This is a genomic window from Methylocystis sp. Se48 (genome assembly GCF_056269425.1).
The window spans coordinates 3,029,814-3,044,943 of sequence record NZ_CM149850.1; the positions used below are offsets into that span (position 1 = coordinate 3,029,814).

The 15,130-nt window shown below is 68.1% G+C and carries 11 protein-coding genes; 1 reads left to right on the top strand and 10 read right to left on the bottom strand.

The annotated features are described in order from the left end of the window. The 10 genes from ACV959_RS14820 to ACV959_RS14865 form a co-directional block, all read right to left on the bottom strand. Nucleotides 1-1,080, bottom strand: a complete 1,080-nt coding sequence (locus ACV959_RS14820; RefSeq protein WP_475737332.1) for a hypothetical protein — start codon at nucleotides 1,078-1,080, stop codon at nucleotides 1-3. After that, complete coding sequence (gene ccoS / locus ACV959_RS14825; protein WP_475737333.1) at nucleotides 1,077-1,232, bottom strand: cbb3-type cytochrome oxidase assembly protein CcoS; 156 nt, start codon at nucleotides 1,230-1,232, stop codon at nucleotides 1,077-1,079. The genes ACV959_RS14820 and ccoS overlap by 4 nt, the downstream gene beginning before the upstream one ends. After that, nucleotides 1,229-3,466, bottom strand: coding sequence for a heavy metal translocating P-type ATPase (locus tag ACV959_RS14830; RefSeq protein WP_475737334.1), 2,238 nt, complete (start codon nucleotides 3,464-3,466; stop codon nucleotides 1,229-1,231). Before ACV959_RS14830 ends, ccoS begins: the two co-directional genes overlap by 4 nt. A gap of 18 nt (nucleotides 3,467-3,484) precedes the next feature. Next, nucleotides 3,485-4,042, bottom strand: coding sequence for a FixH family protein (locus ACV959_RS14835; protein WP_475737335.1), 558 nt, complete (start codon nucleotides 4,040-4,042; stop codon nucleotides 3,485-3,487). Between the two features lie 9 nt (nucleotides 4,043-4,051). Next, nucleotides 4,052-5,500, bottom strand: a complete 1,449-nt coding sequence (gene ccoG, locus ACV959_RS14840) for a cytochrome c oxidase accessory protein CcoG (protein ID WP_475737336.1) — start codon at nucleotides 5,498-5,500, stop codon at nucleotides 4,052-4,054. 60 nt (nucleotides 5,501-5,560) lie between these two features. After that, nucleotides 5,561-6,451 (bottom strand): cytochrome-c oxidase, cbb3-type subunit III, encoded by an 891-nt coding sequence (gene ccoP, locus ACV959_RS14845; protein WP_475737337.1) that lies wholly within the window; start codon nucleotides 6,449-6,451, stop codon nucleotides 5,561-5,563. Further along, entirely contained in the window at nucleotides 6,444-6,632 is a 189-nt protein-coding gene (locus tag ACV959_RS14850; protein WP_475737338.1) for a cbb3-type cytochrome c oxidase subunit 3, read from the bottom strand. Before ACV959_RS14850 ends, ccoP begins: the two co-directional genes overlap by 8 nt. 4 nt (nucleotides 6,633-6,636) lie before the next feature. Continuing rightward, nucleotides 6,637-7,389 carry a cytochrome-c oxidase, cbb3-type subunit II gene (ccoO, locus tag ACV959_RS14855; RefSeq protein WP_475737339.1) on the bottom strand — a complete coding sequence of 251 codons (753 nt, stop codon included), beginning with the start codon at nucleotides 7,387-7,389 and terminating at the stop codon, nucleotides 6,637-6,639. Nucleotides 7,390-7,399: 10 nt separating this feature from the next. Further along, a complete protein-coding gene (ccoN, locus tag ACV959_RS14860) occupies nucleotides 7,400-9,055 on the bottom strand; it encodes a cytochrome-c oxidase, cbb3-type subunit I (RefSeq protein ID WP_475737340.1) in 1,656 nt (551 codons plus the stop codon). Nucleotides 9,056-9,392: 337 nt separating this feature from the next. After that, nucleotides 9,393-9,794, bottom strand: a complete 402-nt coding sequence (locus tag ACV959_RS14865; RefSeq protein WP_475737341.1) for an SH3 domain-containing protein — start codon at nucleotides 9,792-9,794, stop codon at nucleotides 9,393-9,395. 220 nt (nucleotides 9,795-10,014) lie between these two features. On the opposite strand from ACV959_RS14865, the gene ACV959_RS14870 reads away from it, so the two are divergent. Then, nucleotides 10,015-15,129, top strand: coding sequence for a hypothetical protein (locus ACV959_RS14870; RefSeq protein WP_475737342.1), 5,115 nt, complete (start codon nucleotides 10,015-10,017; stop codon nucleotides 15,127-15,129). Nucleotide 15,130: the final 1 nt, after the last annotated feature.

The following is a 15,130-nucleotide window of genomic DNA, read 5'->3' on the forward strand; positions in this document are numbered from 1 at the left end:
TCAGAAAAGCAGCGCGCCCGCAGCCGCCGCGGCGAGCAGGCACAAGTCATGGAACGCCAGCGCCGCGCGCGGCGGACGCGCGCCCTCGTGCAAAAGGCGCAGCGTCGCGATGTTGACCGCGCCCCAGCCGGCGCCGATGCCGACGAGGCCCGCCGCGACGCCCGCAACCGACGCCCCTGCATAGACCGACGCCGCGCCGCCGAGCATGACGGCAAGGCCGGAAAGAATCGTCGGCAGCGGCGGAAAGAGCCGCGGCCAGCGTGCGGCGAGCGCGGCGGGTCCATACATCGAGAAGAGATGCCAGCCCATTGCGCCGCCGATGAAAGCCGGCGCCGCGGAGCAGACGGCGAGCGTCAGCGGCCCCTGCAGCATCCCCGCGGACATGACGAACCAAGCGAGCGCGCCAGCCGCCGTCGCGGCGACGAAGCCCCGAGAGAGGCGCCATCCGGCCGTCGCGGACTGCGCGGCGGAAACCGCATGCGGCATACGCACCGAGAGGGCGAGCGCCGCGATATGCAGCCCGGCGGCGGCGGCGAGCGTCGCTCCGGCGCTTTGCGTCAGGGAGACGACGAGGGGCGCCGCGAGCGCCGCCGCCGCCCCGCCGGCGAAGACGAAGAGCCCGTTGCGCGCCGCGCCCTGCGCCGCGATGTGCCGGTAGAATAGCGCGAAACCCTGCGCGAGGCCGAGCCAGAAAGCGCCGACGCACAGGCCGAAGAAATTTCCCCTGGCGAGCGCGAAGGCGCCGAGCGCCGCCCCCGCCGCGCCGAGCGATGCGCCGAGGCCGAAGGCCGCGCGCCGGCCGAAGGAATCGACCAGCATCGCCGCCGGAAAGCTCGCCAAAGCCGCGCCCACGAGAAGCAGCGCGAAGGGCCAGCCGACGCGCTCCGGCGTCGGCGCGATCAGCCGGCTCTGCTCCGGCAGCACGGTCAGCACGAGCGCCTGCGCCAGCACTGCAAGGCCGAAGCCCGCCGCGAGCGTTCCTCGATTATCGGTAATCGAGGCGCGCTCCAGCGAGGCGGGACAGGCGCAGCCGATCTGACCCAGTCGCAGACCGCCGTCGCCGGTTTCACCAAGACTCATTTCTCTTCCTCTATGTCGTCGTCCATCAGCACGCGATGCGCCGCCCCGTCGAGATCGTCGAACTGGCCGTTCTTGAGCGACCACAGAAAGGCGGCGAGCGCGCCGAGCCCGAGCAGCAGGGCGAGCGGGATTAGGAATAGAAGGACCGTCATTCCGCGGCCTCCGGGATCATCTCAGGCGCCGCATTCCGTGGGAGATCGGCGGCCGCGTCTTTCGAGGCGCCGCCGCCCGCCCGCAGCGCGTTGAGCGTGACGAGGAGGGAGGAGCCGGACATGGCCGCGGCGGCGATCAGCGGCGTGAGCCACCCCGCCATGGCGAGCGGCACCGCGAAGACATTGTAAACGACCGAGAGCGCGAGGTTCTGGCGCATGAGCGCCCGCGCCTTGCGCGCAAGATCGAGCGTCACGACGACAGGCGCGAGACGCTCGCCGAGGAAGACGGCGTCCGCCGCGGCCTGCGTGATCTGCGTCGCGTCGATGGGCGAGACGGAAACGTGCGCCGAAGCAAGCGCGGGCGCATCGTTCAATCCGTCGCCAACCATCAGAACCTTGCGGCCCTGCGCGCGCAAGACGTCGAGCCGCGCCACCTTGTCGGCGGGCTTCAGCGCGCCGGACCAGTCGGCGACCCGAAGCGCCGTCGCGATCTTCTCCACCGCCTCGACGCGGTCGCCGGAGAGGATCTCGATCGCGAAGCCGCGCGCCGTCAAAGCGGCGATCGTCTCGATCGCGTCGCTGCGCAAGGTCTGCCGAATCTGGAACAGGGCGGCGGCCGCGCCATGCCGGAAAGCGACGAGCGACACGTCGGGGTCTAGCGCGCCCAGCCGCGCGGCCTCTTCCTCCAGCCCGCAGAAACGCGGCGAGCCGAGCCGCGCCTCGACGCCCTCGACGGTCGCCCGGACGCCGAGCCCGTGTTCCTCCCGCGCATCCAGCGCAATCGCCTTCGGGCGCTCCTGCGCCACCGCGCGCGCCAACGGGTGATTGCTCGCGCGCGCGAGCCGCGCGGCGATGTCCATCAAACCGGGCGCAAATTCCGCCGCGTTCGCGACGCGCGGCTCGGGCGCCGTCAACGTGCCGGTCTTGTCGAAAACAACCGTGTCGGCTTCCGCCAGACGCTCGATCGCGTCGGCGCTGTTGAGCAGAATCCCCGCGCGAAACAGCGCCCCGCCCGCCACGACCTGCACCGCCGGAACGGCGAGCGCCAGCGCGCAGGGACAGGTGACGATGAGCACGCAGATCGCGGTGACGAGCGCGTCGTGGAAACTCGCGCCGCGCCACATCCAGAAGAGCGCAGTCGAGAGCGCCGCGAGATGCACCATCGGCGCATAGAGGCGCGAGACGCGATCGGCGAGACGCACGTAACGCGAGCGGGCGCTGGTCGCCTTTTCGAGCAGCCGCTCGATGTCGTCGAGAAGCGTCGCGCCGCTTGCCGCCTCGACGCGCACGGCGAGCGCGCCGTCGTAATTCATGCTGCCGGCGTAGACCAGATCTCCCTGGGCGACCGCGCGGCGGTTCGTTTCGCCGGTGACGAGGCTTTCGTCGAGTTGCGACGCGCCCGCGGCGACGACGCCGTCGACGGGAACGCGCTCGCCGGGACGCACGCGCACCATGTCGCCGGGAAGGATCTTCGCGAGCGGCGTGAGCGTTTCGGAGCCGTCCGCCGAGAGCCGGCGGGCGATCGGCGCGCGCAGGGCCGCGAGATTGGCCGCGACGGCGCGGGTCTTGCGGCGCATGGCGTGATCGAGAAAGCGGCCGAGCAGCAGAAAGGCGAGCAGCATCGTCGCGCTGTCGAAATAGGCGTGCTCGGCGTGCGTCAGCGTCTCATGGACGGACATGGCGAGCGCGAGCAGCACGCCCAGCGAAATCGGCACGTCCATATTGAGCCGCCCTGCGCGCAGGGCGGCGAAGGCGCTTCTGAAGAAAGGCTGCCCGGCGAAAGCCGCCGCAGGCAGCGCGATGAGCGCCGAAACGCCATGGAAGAGATCGCGCGTCGCGGGGTCGATGTCCATGCCGACCCAGACAGGGACCGAAAGCAGCATGATGTTCATCGCCGCAAATCCGGCGATGGCGAGGCAGCGCAGCAGCCAGCGCGAGGTCTCGATCTCCGCCCGCTCGCTCTCGGCAAGCTCGAAGGGGCGCAGCGTGTAGCCCATGAGTCGCAGACGCTCGAAGGCGCTTGCGAGATCGAACGCCTCGTCGCGCCACTCGAGCGAGAGGCGCCGATTAGCGTAGTTCACCCGCGCCTTTTCGAGGCCTGGGAGGTCGCGCAGGGCGCTCTCGATGTCTCCGATGCAGGCGGCGCAGGTCATGCCGTCGACCGCCGCCTCGAACCGCCGGGCGCCGTCCTCGGCGCGCGTGACGAGACCTTCGTAATCGAAAGTTGCGGTCATGTGCGAGCCCTCTCGGGACTATTCCACGTCGATCCGGTTCTGCGAACGAAACACTTCTTCGCCCGCGCGCACGGCCGTCAGCACGAGATCGCGCTGGCCCGCGGGGAGCGCCGTCCTGCCAAGGTAATGGCCCGGCGCCGTCTCGTCGAGCTTGACCCGGACATCCTTCGCGAGATCGGCCGGGGCGGCGAAAACGGCGACCATCTCGACGTCCGAAACCTCCGCGCCCGACGCGTCGCGGGCCGTCACGCGAATTTCCGTCGCGCCGGCGTCGCGCGAAAGGCGCACGTCCACCTTCCAGTCGCGCGCCGCCTGTTCCCGCGCCCGCGCGATATCGCGATTGTAGGCGAGACCGCGCTCGTAAGGGTGCGCGACCACCTCGCCCGAAAAAGTCTGCACCGCCTTGTAGATCATGAAGCCGTTCACGGCGCCGACGAAAAGGAAGAACCCGGCGAAGATTGCGAACGCCTTCCGGGCGTCGAGCGGGCGTCCGCCGGCTTCATAGTCGGAGATGCGCTCGCCGTCGGGCGGATCTTTACGCGGATTGCTCATGAGAACGCCTAATCCTTCGCTCATGCCTCATCCTCACGGCCAGATGAAGACGTCCTTCACGCCGACGGCGGCGCCGGTCTCGGCGTCCGTCACGTTGAAGACGACGGGAGTCTGCCCCTTGGAGGCGCCGCCGCGCGCCGACAGCAAGACGCGCGTCTCGCGCGTTTGATCCGGCCCCACCTCGATCATGACCTGACCCTTGTCGTCCGGCGCGACGCCGACGACTTCGGTCTGCGCGCCGGCGAGGCCGGCGACGGCGACGACGAAGCGCCGCGCCTCGGGTTTCTTGTTGGCGAAGCGCACGGTGTAGCCGTTGCGCACGCCGCCGTCCTTCAGCCGGACCGTCAGCGGATTGCGGTCGTGCAGCACGCTCACGTGCATGTCGCCGCGCATCGCGAGCGTCACGGACATGAACCCGCCGATGGCCAGAATGAGCGCGGCGTAGAAGATCGTGCGCACGCGGAAGGGCTTGTAAATGGCGTTCTGGCCGCACTCGCGCCGTTTGACGTTCATCTCCGTATCGTAGCCGATGAGGCGGGGCGGACGATGAACCTTCTCCATGACGGCGTCGCAGGCGTCGATGCACAGGCCGCACTGAATACAGCCGAGTTGCGATCCCTTGCGGATGTCGACGCCCGTCGGACACACGGCGACGCACTGGCCGCAATCGACGCAGTCGCCCGAGGGCAAGCCGGCCGCGCGCGCGGCCGCCGCCTCTTTCAGCGACATGCGCGGTTCGCCGCGATCGTAGCGATAGGTGACGTTCAGCGCATATTCGTCGGTGAGCGCGGCCTGGATCCGCGGCCAGGGACAGGCGTGCAGGCACAGCTTCTCGCGCATCCAACCCGCGAAGACGTAGGTCGTGAAGGTGAGAATGCCGATCCAGAGATAGGCCTCGCCGACGCCCGGCTGGAAGGTCGCAAGATTATAGACGAGCGTCGGCGCATCCGCGAAGTAGAGCACCCAGGCGCCGCCGGTCCACCAGGCGATGAGCAGCCAAACAAAGTGTTTGGCGATTTTCTTTCGAATTTTTTCGGCCGTCCACGGCCCGTTGTCGAGCTTCATGCGGTCGCGGGCGTCGCCCTCGATCCAGCGCTCGGTCGTCATGTAGAAATCGGTCCAGACCGTCTGCGGACACATGTAGCCGCACCAGATGCGGCCCGCGACGGCGTTCATCAGAAAGAGCGTGAGCGCCGCGAGGATGAGCAGCCCCGTGATGTAATAGACTTCCTGGGGCCAGATCTCGATGAAGAAGAAATAGAAGCGCCGGTGCGGAAAGTCGACGAGCACAGCCTGGCTCGGCGCGTCGGGGCCGCGGTTCCAGCGCACGAAGGGCAGGAAGTAATAGATCGCGAGCGTGGCGAACTGGATGCCCCATTTGATGCGGCGGAAGTGGCCGTCGACCTTCTTGGGATAAATCCTGCGCGCTTCTTCGACGAGGGGTTCGTCCCAAAGCGTCTGCTCAGTGTCTACGCTGGACATTGTCGAACTCGTTTTCCTGCTGGACGGCCCTCTCCAGCGGTCGGGAGAGGGCCTCGTCGCTTACTGCCCGCCGCCGAGCGAATGCACGTAGACGGTCAAAGCCTTGATCGTCGTGTCGTCGAGCCTGTCCTTCCAGGCCGGCATCACGCCGCCGCCGCCGTTCACGATGCGGGCGACGATCGTCGGCTTGTCGGAGCCGTAGAGCCACACCTGGTCGTAGAGCGCGGGCGCGCCGACCTCGGGATTGCCCTTGCCGTCGACGCCGTGACAGCTCGCGCAATTCTCGGCGTAGAGCTTTTCGCCCTCCGCCGTGGGGGCGTCGGAATCGGGCAGTTCCGCGTAGGTGCGCACGTGATCGGCGACGACAGAAATCTGTTCGGGCGTCAGAATGCCGTCGCGGCCGAAAGCCGGCATCGCGGAGGAGTGCGTCGCCTTGTCGCCTTCCCAGCGCGCGCCGTGCTCGATCGTCTGCTTGATGTCGGCGAGCTTGCCGCCCCAGATCCAGTCGTCGTCGTTGAGATTGGCGTAGCCCTTCGCGCCCTGCCCGCCGGCGCCGTGACAGGCGGCGCAATTGGTCGCGAAGGCCACCTTGCCGACCATGCGCGCCGCGGCGAGAAGCTCGGGATCGGACTCGATCTTGTCAAGCGGCGCGTCCTTGATCTTCTCGAGGATCGGGCCGCGCGTCGTTTGCAGGTCGGCGAGGTCGTTCGCGACCTGCGTGCGGGAGTTCCAGGCGAAGAGACCCTGCGTGCCGCCGGAAGGCGTGGGCCAGGCCGGATAGACGATCGTGTAGGCGATCCCCCAGACGACCGTGATGGCGAAGGTCCACACCCACCAGCGCGGCAGCGGCGTATTCAATTCCTCGATCCCGTCCCACTCGTGGCCGGTCGTCGGCATGCCGCTGACGTCGTCAATTCTGACTTTGCCTTTGTCAAACGTGTCCTCAGACATCGTCGTCGTCCTCTCGGAAGGGAATTTGGGCGTCCTGCTCGAACTGCTTCTTGCGCGCCGGCCAGAAGACATAGGCGACGACGCCCAGGAAAATCAGGCCGAAGAAGATCAATCCAGCCGTTCCCGCTAGAGCGCGCCAGCTTTCATAGGCGGACTGCGCTTCGATCGATCCTTGGTTCATGGGATCACCTGACGTTGGCCCTGTCGTCGTAGAGCTTGAAGTCCACGGAAACGCCAAGGTGCTGGAGATAGGCGACGAGCGCGTCTTCTTCCGTCACGCCGGTCTTGGACGGCGAGTCGGCCGACACGGCGTTGGGATAACGCTTCGCCACCTCGGCGGCGCCCGGCGCATCCGGCGCGGACTGCGCGACGAGATCGGCTTGGGCGTTCTCGATCTGCTCGTCCGTGTAGGGCACGCCGACGACGCGCAGCGTCCGCATCTGCTCGGCGATATGCTCGGCGTCGAGCGGGGTCTGCGACAGGAAGGGATAGCCCGGCATGATCGAACTCGGCACGACGGCGCGCGGATTGCGCAGATGGTCGCGCTGCCAGTCGTTCGAATATTTGCCGCCGACGCGCGCGAGATCGGGCCCCGTGCGCTTCGAGCCCCATTGGAAAGGATGGTCGTACATGCTCTCCGCCGCGAGAGAGTAATGACCATAGCGCTCAACCTCGTCGCGCAACGGGCGGATCATCTGCGAATGACAGGTATAGCAGCCCTCGCGGATATAGACGTTGTAGCCCGCGAGCTCCAGCGGCGAATAGGGGCGTATCCCCTCGACCTTCTCGATCGTGTTCTTCAGATAAAAGAGCGGCACGATCTCGACGATGCCGCCGATCGACACCACGACCAGCATGGCGACGACGAAGAGGATCGAGTTGGTCTCCAGCAGCTTGTGGAAGCCGCCGGGAGAGGCGTGTTCGGTCGATTGAGTCATCTGCTTGTCCTCACTCGGCGGGCATGGGCGACACGGCGACGTCAGGCGCGGCTTCGAACGCGGGCGACGCCAGAGTCCGCCAGATGTTGTAGACCATGATCAACGCGCCGATGACGAAGAGCCCGCCGCCAATCGCGCGGATGACATATTCGGGATGCAGCGCCTCGGTGGTCTCCACGAAGGAATATTCGAGGAAGCCTTGCGGCGTGTAGGCGCGCCACATGAGGCCTTGCATGATGCCGGCGACCCACATCGAGGTGATGTAGAAGACGATGCCGATCGTCGAGATCCAGAAGTGCCAGTTCACCAGCTTCAACGAGTAGAGCTTGCGATTGAAGACCCACGGGATCAGGCAGTAGAGCGCGCCGAAGGTGACGAAGGCGACCCAGCCGAGGCCGCCGGAATGCACGTGGCCGATGCCCCAATCGGTGTAATGCGACAGCGAGTTCACCGCCTTCACCGACATCAGCGGACCCTCGAAGGTCGACATGCCGTAGAAGGCGACCGACACGACGAGCATGCGCAGGACAGGATCGGTGCGCAGCTTGTCCCAAGCGCCGGAGAGCGTCATCAGGCCGTTGATCATGCCGCCCCATGAGGGCATCCACAGCACGACCGAGAACACCATGCCGAGCGTCTGCGCCCAGTCGGGCAGCGCCGTGTAGTGCAGGTGATGCGGGCCAGCCCAGATGTAGAGAAAGATCAGCGACCAGAAGTGCACAATGGACAGCCGATAGGAATAGATCGGCCGGCCGGTCCGCTTCGGGATGAAGTAATACATGATGCCGAGGAAGCCGGTGGTGAGGAAGAAGCCCACCGCGTTGTGGCCGTACCACCACTGGATCATGGCGTCCTGCACGCCCGCCCAGACGATCACCGACTTCGGCGAGAAGATGGAGATCGGAATCTCGGCGTTGTTGCCGAGCACCAGCACGGCGATCGTTACGATGAACGACAGGTAGAACCAGTTCGCCACATAGATGTGCGGCTCGGTGCGGCGCGCGAGCGTCAGAAGATAGACCAGAAGATAGGTCACCCACACGACGACGAGCCACAAAATCGCGTACCATTCCGGCTCCGCATATTCATGCGAGCGCGTGATGCCAAACAAATAGCCCGTTCCGGCGATGAGAATGAAAAAGTTGTAGCCCAGCACCACGAACCAGGGCGCAAGATCGCCCGCGATGCGCGCGCGGCTCGTACGCTGCATGACGTAGAAGGACGTCGCGAGCAAAGCATTGCCGCCGAAAGCGAAAATCACCGCCGATGTGTGCAGCGGACGCAATCGGCCGAAATTGATCCAGGGCAGATCGAAATTCAGGACCGGGAAAGCCAGTTCGAGCGCTATGTAGAGTCCCACGATGAATCCCGCGACGCCCCAGAAGAGCGAGGCGATCGCCGCGAATTTGACAGGCCCGTAATTGTAATTGGGCCGCCCGTCGATGGTCAGCGGGGGCAGCGTCGCGCCCCGCGCGCGATAACGGATCAAAATCGCCGCAACGGCCCCAATCGAGCCGAGGGCGAACAGCGCCGCGTGAAACGCATAAGGGGCAGTATAGGCGTTTTTGGCGATATAGGCGGTCGCGACTGCCAGCGCGGCGAAGATCGCGCTGAGCGATATTTCGCCGAAGGTCATGTGTTTCGCGATGAGAGGTGGCCGCTCCATGATGTTCATCCTCTGGAGGTTTCGCGCGGAAATTTCGTGCGCCTGCGAGAACCCTGCCAACGCCCCGGAAAGCGTGACAAAGTCTCTCAGCGATCATCCTTGAGTCACGGCGACATTGTACAGCGCAACAGGCGCCGGAATTTGACAGGCGTCAAAGAAATGCTGGCGCGAGCCTCTCTGCGCGCAATTGTCACAGATCAAATAACGGCGCCCCCACCCGCTTCAGGCGGCGCCGGGGGTTGCGCTCGGTTGCGTCAAAACGACGACCAGCTCGCGACTGGCTGAAACGCCGCTTCGCGCCTTTATGTCGCAGCGCCCGAACGCGAAGCCGTCCCGCTCAGCAGGGATAGAACCGATGATAGCCGAAAAGAAACCCGAGCGGCTCGCCATGGCGAGCGCGGGCCAGCGGGCGCGCGAAGAATTGGCCGCTGCCGGAATAGGGATAGCCATAGTCGCAGCTCGGATCGGGACCGGGCGCGTCGCTCGGCGCCGTCTCGGCGAGCCGGACAGCGGGCGCGTAGAAACGCCGACCCTCGAAAACGACGGTCGTCCATTCCCGGCCTTCGCGGATCACCGAGACCTCCGCGCCGGCCGGAGCCGTCGCGACGACGGGACGATTCGCTCCCGGCTTCGCGCGCAGCTCAACGGGCTCATTCAGCGTCAGAACCCCGGCGAAAGCCGCTCCGGCGCCGGCGAGAAGGCCGAGCGCAGGGACGAAAGGGCGAAAAAGCCAATGCATTCGGCCTCCCATAAAAGAAAAGACGCGCGCGCCTGTGCGCCAGCGCAACGCGTGTACTCGGACGGCATTGTAGAAGAAATGCGCCATGTCTCAAATTCACCATAGGCGCGGGCGCCAGGAGGTCAGATCAAAGAGAGCGGAAGCGCTCGACTCCTGCGCAAGACGCGCCCTATGTTCGAGAGGCGGCCGGCGCGCCGCGCTCGCGTTTTACGGTGGCCTCATGCGGCGCATTGCCTTTTCCCTTCTTGCCGCCTTCGCGGCCTATCTCGCATCGCCGGTTCTCTCCTTCTCACTCGCGCGCGATCAGATCGTCGAGACGAAGCCAAAAGCCTCGGCGGCGCTTTTCGCGCCGAAGGAGCTGCCGCTCGAGCGCGACGGCGCGAGCCTCATCACGATCCCCGCGCCGGGCCGCTACGCCATTCGCGCCAAAACCCCGTCCGGCGCGCGCATCGAACTCGTCGACATGGTCGCGGGACCGCTCGACTCCTCGGGCGGGGCGGGCCTGCGGGACGGTCGCATCGACGCGCTGCTGGACAAGGGCGTCTATAAGCTGCGCCTTGGCGCGGTGAAGGACGCGAAGGGCAAGGCGACGTTTACGGCGGAGCCTTTCGTCGAGGTGGAGACCGCCCGTCCCGCGCTCGTCGCCGGCGGCGTCCAGAGCGGCGAGCTGGGCGATCTCCAGCAGCGCTCATATGCGCTCGACGTCGCCGCGGAGGGCGACGTCCATCTCGAAGCGGTCGGACGCGCCTTGCAGGATCTGCGCGTCTGGCAGGCGGACGGCGCTCTGGTCGATCTCGCATTCGAGCGGACGACGGTCGAGACCAGGCCCGGCCGCTTCATGAACCGGCTGCGGCTCGACGGCCGCCTGCCGCCCGGCCGCTATACGGTCACGGCCTATGGCGGCGAAAAACTCGTCTGGTCGGACGGCGCGGCGTCGCAGCCGTTCCTGCTGCGGCTCGCCGATCCTGTTCTGCTTGCGGCGGGCGTCGCCGAGGGCGTCATCGGCCCCTTCGGCGCCGCGCGTTTCGACGCGCCGGCGAGCTACGATTCCTTCCGGCTCGAATTGCCGAAACAGGCGCCCGCGCGGCTCGACGCGCGCCGGGGCGGCGCGCGCGACGCCGCGACGATCGGCAAGACGAGCCGGGCGCCGGTTGCGACGCTGCGCCTCCCGGGCGACGGCGCAGCGCGGCTCGACGTGACGGGCTACGAGGGCCAGAGTTTCACGCTGCGGGCCCTGCGCCAGTCGAACCGCGAGACTTTCGAGGCCGCGGGTCCGCATCTCGTGTCGATCGACGTCGCTGGCGAGGGCGGCGATGAAGTTCCCGCCACGGCCCTGCTCGCGCGGGCGGAGCGCGACGGCAGGACGCGCGTCATCGCCTCCGACGCGCCGCGCATCGGCGCGGGCAAGGCGTGGCGCGGCAAATTCAACTTGTTCGGACCGACGTCGCTGCTTTTCGAGTCGACGCGCGATGGCCCTGTCGCGATCGACGCGAAGGGCGTGAAGCTTCGCGCGACGATCGAACCCGCGCTCGGCGCGCTGGCGCCGCGCGCCGACGGGCGCGACGCGACGCGCTACGACCTGCCGGCCGGCTTTTATTTCCTCGTGCTGGAGCCGCTGAACGGCGCCGGGGGCGTGGTCGACGTCACGCTCGGGCCGCCCGGCCTCTCCGTCGCCGCCCCCGTCGCGACGCCCTCCCGCGCCTCGATTTCCTTCGGAGAACAACGGCTCGAAAGCAACGGCTCCTATCTGATCCTCGCCAATGTCGGCCCGGAGCTGTCGACAGGGCCGCGCGTCGTCGCCCTGCCCGCCGCGCTCGACAAGGCGCCGCTCGCGCTGCGTCAGGCGGCGGGCGCAGAACTCTCGCTGCCCATACGCACGCCGAAAGCGGGCCGGGTCGTCGCGCGAGACGCCCGCGGCGCGGATATCGCACTATCGCTCGCTGACGAAAAAATCGAAAAGGACGAGCGTTTCGCGATCGTGAAGATCGCGCCCGTCGAAACGGCGCGCGCGATCGGTCTCGTCTTCGTCCCCGACGCGCCCGCGCCGGAACATGCCGAGGCCGGGAGGCCAGAGGCCATTTCCAGGACTCGCGCCGCAGTCGGCAAGCCGGCTTTTTTCGACATCGCCAAGGATGAAACGAAAATCCTGCAGTTCGACGCGCCCGACGGCGGGCTTTACCGCATCGAGACGCTCGGCCGCCTGAAAACCGCCTTGCGCGTCGGCGCAACGGTTTCGCCGCGCCTTGGCGAAGGCGAGGCGAACGGGCCAGGCGCCAACGGGCTGGTCACGACGTTCCTGCGCGCCGGCGCCTACCGCGCCGCCGTTACCGCGAAGGAATCCGCCGGTCATCTCGGCCTCTCGGTTTCGCCCGCGACCCTGACGCCGACGGCGAAGATCTCAGGAGCCGGGGAAGCGCGCGCGACGCTCGCGCCGGGCAAGGGCGCCGTCGTTCCCCTCGAGATCTCCCGCGCCGGCGACTATCGCATCGAACTCGCAAGCCTCGGCCGCAAATTTCGCGCGCGTCTTGAAGACGCGGACGGCTGGCCGATCACGCAGCCTGGACCCTTCAAACGGCGCGCGCAGCATTTCGAACCCGGCGCCTATCGGCTTGTCGTCAGCCCCGAGGACGTCGAGGCGCGCATGGTCGCGCGGCTCGCGCCGATCATGGCCGAGCCGGTCCTCGACGGCCACGGTCCGCATCCCCTGCCCTTCGAGAAGACGCAGACGCTGCAATGGCGCGAGCCGCAGGCGAAGGACGCGCCGCGCGCGCCGGATGTCTGGCGCTTTACGCTTCACGGCGACTCGGACGTCGAACTCTCGATTGGCGAGGGGATGATCGGCGACATTATAAGGGACGACGGCGAAACGGCCGGAAAGGTCGTCGGCGGACGGCCCTTCAAGAGCCGGCTCGCGGCGGGGGTTTACCGGGTCGAGGCGCGCAGCCTCGCGCATGACGACCGTCTCGACTATGAAATCGCTCTTACGTCGAAACAGTTCCAGCCCGACGCGGCGCGGCGCGTCGATCTTCCCGCGGCGCTGGACTTCGCGCTGGCGCAGGAGAGCGTCGTCGATCTGTCAACCTTCGGCGGCAAGGAGACGATCGGCGTTCTGAAGACCGCGTCGGGCGAGACCATCGAACGCCTCGATCCCCGCGCCAACGACTGGAACGTCGGGTTGTCGCGCCGATTGCCCGCGGGCGCCTATCGACTCGAACTGGAAGAACTCGGCGCGACGCGCAATCCGCTTCCCGAAGCGACCGCGCCGTCGGCCGCGGAGGAAAGCGAGGAAGAGGCGTCGGCGGATGAGAGCGATTCCGCCGCAGGCGACGAGGAAACAATTGAGAGCGGCGTCGAGGTTCGTTTCGCGCTCCTTCCCGAGAAGGACGCAGGCGCGCTGGCGGCGAGCGGCGAAACGGTTCTCGGCGGCGGCGGCGCGCAGCGTCTGCTGATCCCGGCGGCGCCGGCGGGCGCGCTGGCGATCGTCGCCGCGCATTCGGCCGCCGAAGCCGCGATCTCCATCGAGCGGCGCGGGCCGGAAGGGGCGTGGCAAACCGTGGGCGTCGCGCGCGGCTCCGCGCCCGTCGCCGCCTGGCCCGCCGCCGAAGACAAGAGCGCGTGGCGCGCGACGGTCTGGCCGGTCGGCGGCGGCGGCGAGCCAATCACGGTCGCTGCGCGCCTCGTGGAGCGTCGCTCCGGCGGCGCGGGGGATGTTTCCTTCGACGCGCTGAGCGACATGCAGCCCAAGCTCTGCGTCGCGAAGGTCGCAACGCCCGATTTCGCCCTCGTCGACGTCGCGGCGCCCGACGGCGCGCTGGCAGGTTCGACGCCAGGCCGGCTTCTGCGCCCCGCGCGCTCCGGCGCCCTCGCGCCGCAGGCTGAGGCGCTCTGGCTCATTGCCCGCGACTGCAAGGCGAAGGCGCGCGTCACGGCGTTCGACTGGCTCGGGGAAGAGGTTGCGCTCGACATCGGCGAGGGCGAACGCGCCTTCCTGCCGCCGCTCGGCGCGCCGCGCGGCAAGACGCGGTTGTGGCTGGCGCGCTCGACCTTCGCCCAGCCGGCGATCGACGGCGGACGCGGCATGGGCGTGGCTGACGGCGCCGCGCTGACGCTCTCGGGCGAGGCCGCGCCGCAACTCTGGAACGCCGAGAGCCCCGCCGCCATGCGCGCGGCGCTGACGGCCATCGACGTTTCGACGCTGCCCCTGACGCGCACGGGCGCCGTCTTCGCCGGCGTCGTCCCGCCGATGAGCGCGCAGCCGGTGGAGATGGACGCGGCGGAGGCCCCGCTCGCCGCCGATCTCGCGCCGGGCCTCGCCGCCTTCATCGGCGACCGCGCGGTTTTCGGCGACGGCGCCGCCGTCTCGCGCGTTATCCACGCCGCAAAGGGCTCCGCGCTGCTCGTAAACACGACCGACGCGCCGCTGCCGGCGCGGCTCTCGCGCACGGGCGATCCGGCGATGGTTCTCGGCGCGAAGACCGCGCTCAAGCGCTTCTTCGGCGCCGCCGGCCAGCTGTCGCTGCCCCTCGATGCGCAGAGAGGCGACCGGCTCGTCGTCATCGGCGCCGACGCGACGATCGTTCTGCGCAGCGGACGCATCCTGCGCGGGCGCGACCTTGCCCTCGACGGGCCGGGCGAAGCCGTCCTCGACTACAAGCCCGGACTCGTCGCCGCCTGGATCGAGCGGGCGGGCGCGGCGCCCTGGCCGCAGGCCGAGGCGAAAGCGGCGCGGCTTCCGCAGCGCGTCCCGCTTTCCGGCGCGGCCATGCGCTTTGCGATCTCGCGCGACGCGCCCGTCATGCTGGCCGCCTCGAGCGGCGCGCCGGCGCTCCTCGCCTTCACGCAAAACGGCAAGCGCGAGACCTTCGCCTTCCCCGCCGGCGTCGAATTCCGGCATTACATGGGGGCGGGCGAGGCGACGCTCGACCTCTACGCGCCGCATGACGGCGCGCTGACGGGAACGCTCGATCTGTCGGCGCAGCCGGTGATCGAGGCGCATGAGGGCGTCAACGACCCCATCGCCGTCCCGCCCGGCGCGAGCGCGCTCTTCTCCTTCGAGACGAAACGCGAGAGCGAGATCGGCATGGGCTTGCGGGCCGAACCCGACCGCGTCGGCGCGCGCCTTCTCGATGCGAGCGGCAAGACGCTCGGCGAAGGGCTGGCTCAAATGAAAAAGCTCGCCGCCGGCCGTTATTTCCTCGAGGCGCGCGTTCCCGCCGACGCGAGCGCCACGACCATTCGCGCGGCGATCGTCGGCCTGTCGCCGCCCCCCGCCTCGCCGCCCGAGGAGGCCGTCGCGGACCTTCTCGAAAAAGCCGGCATGAAAAAGAGCAAATGAT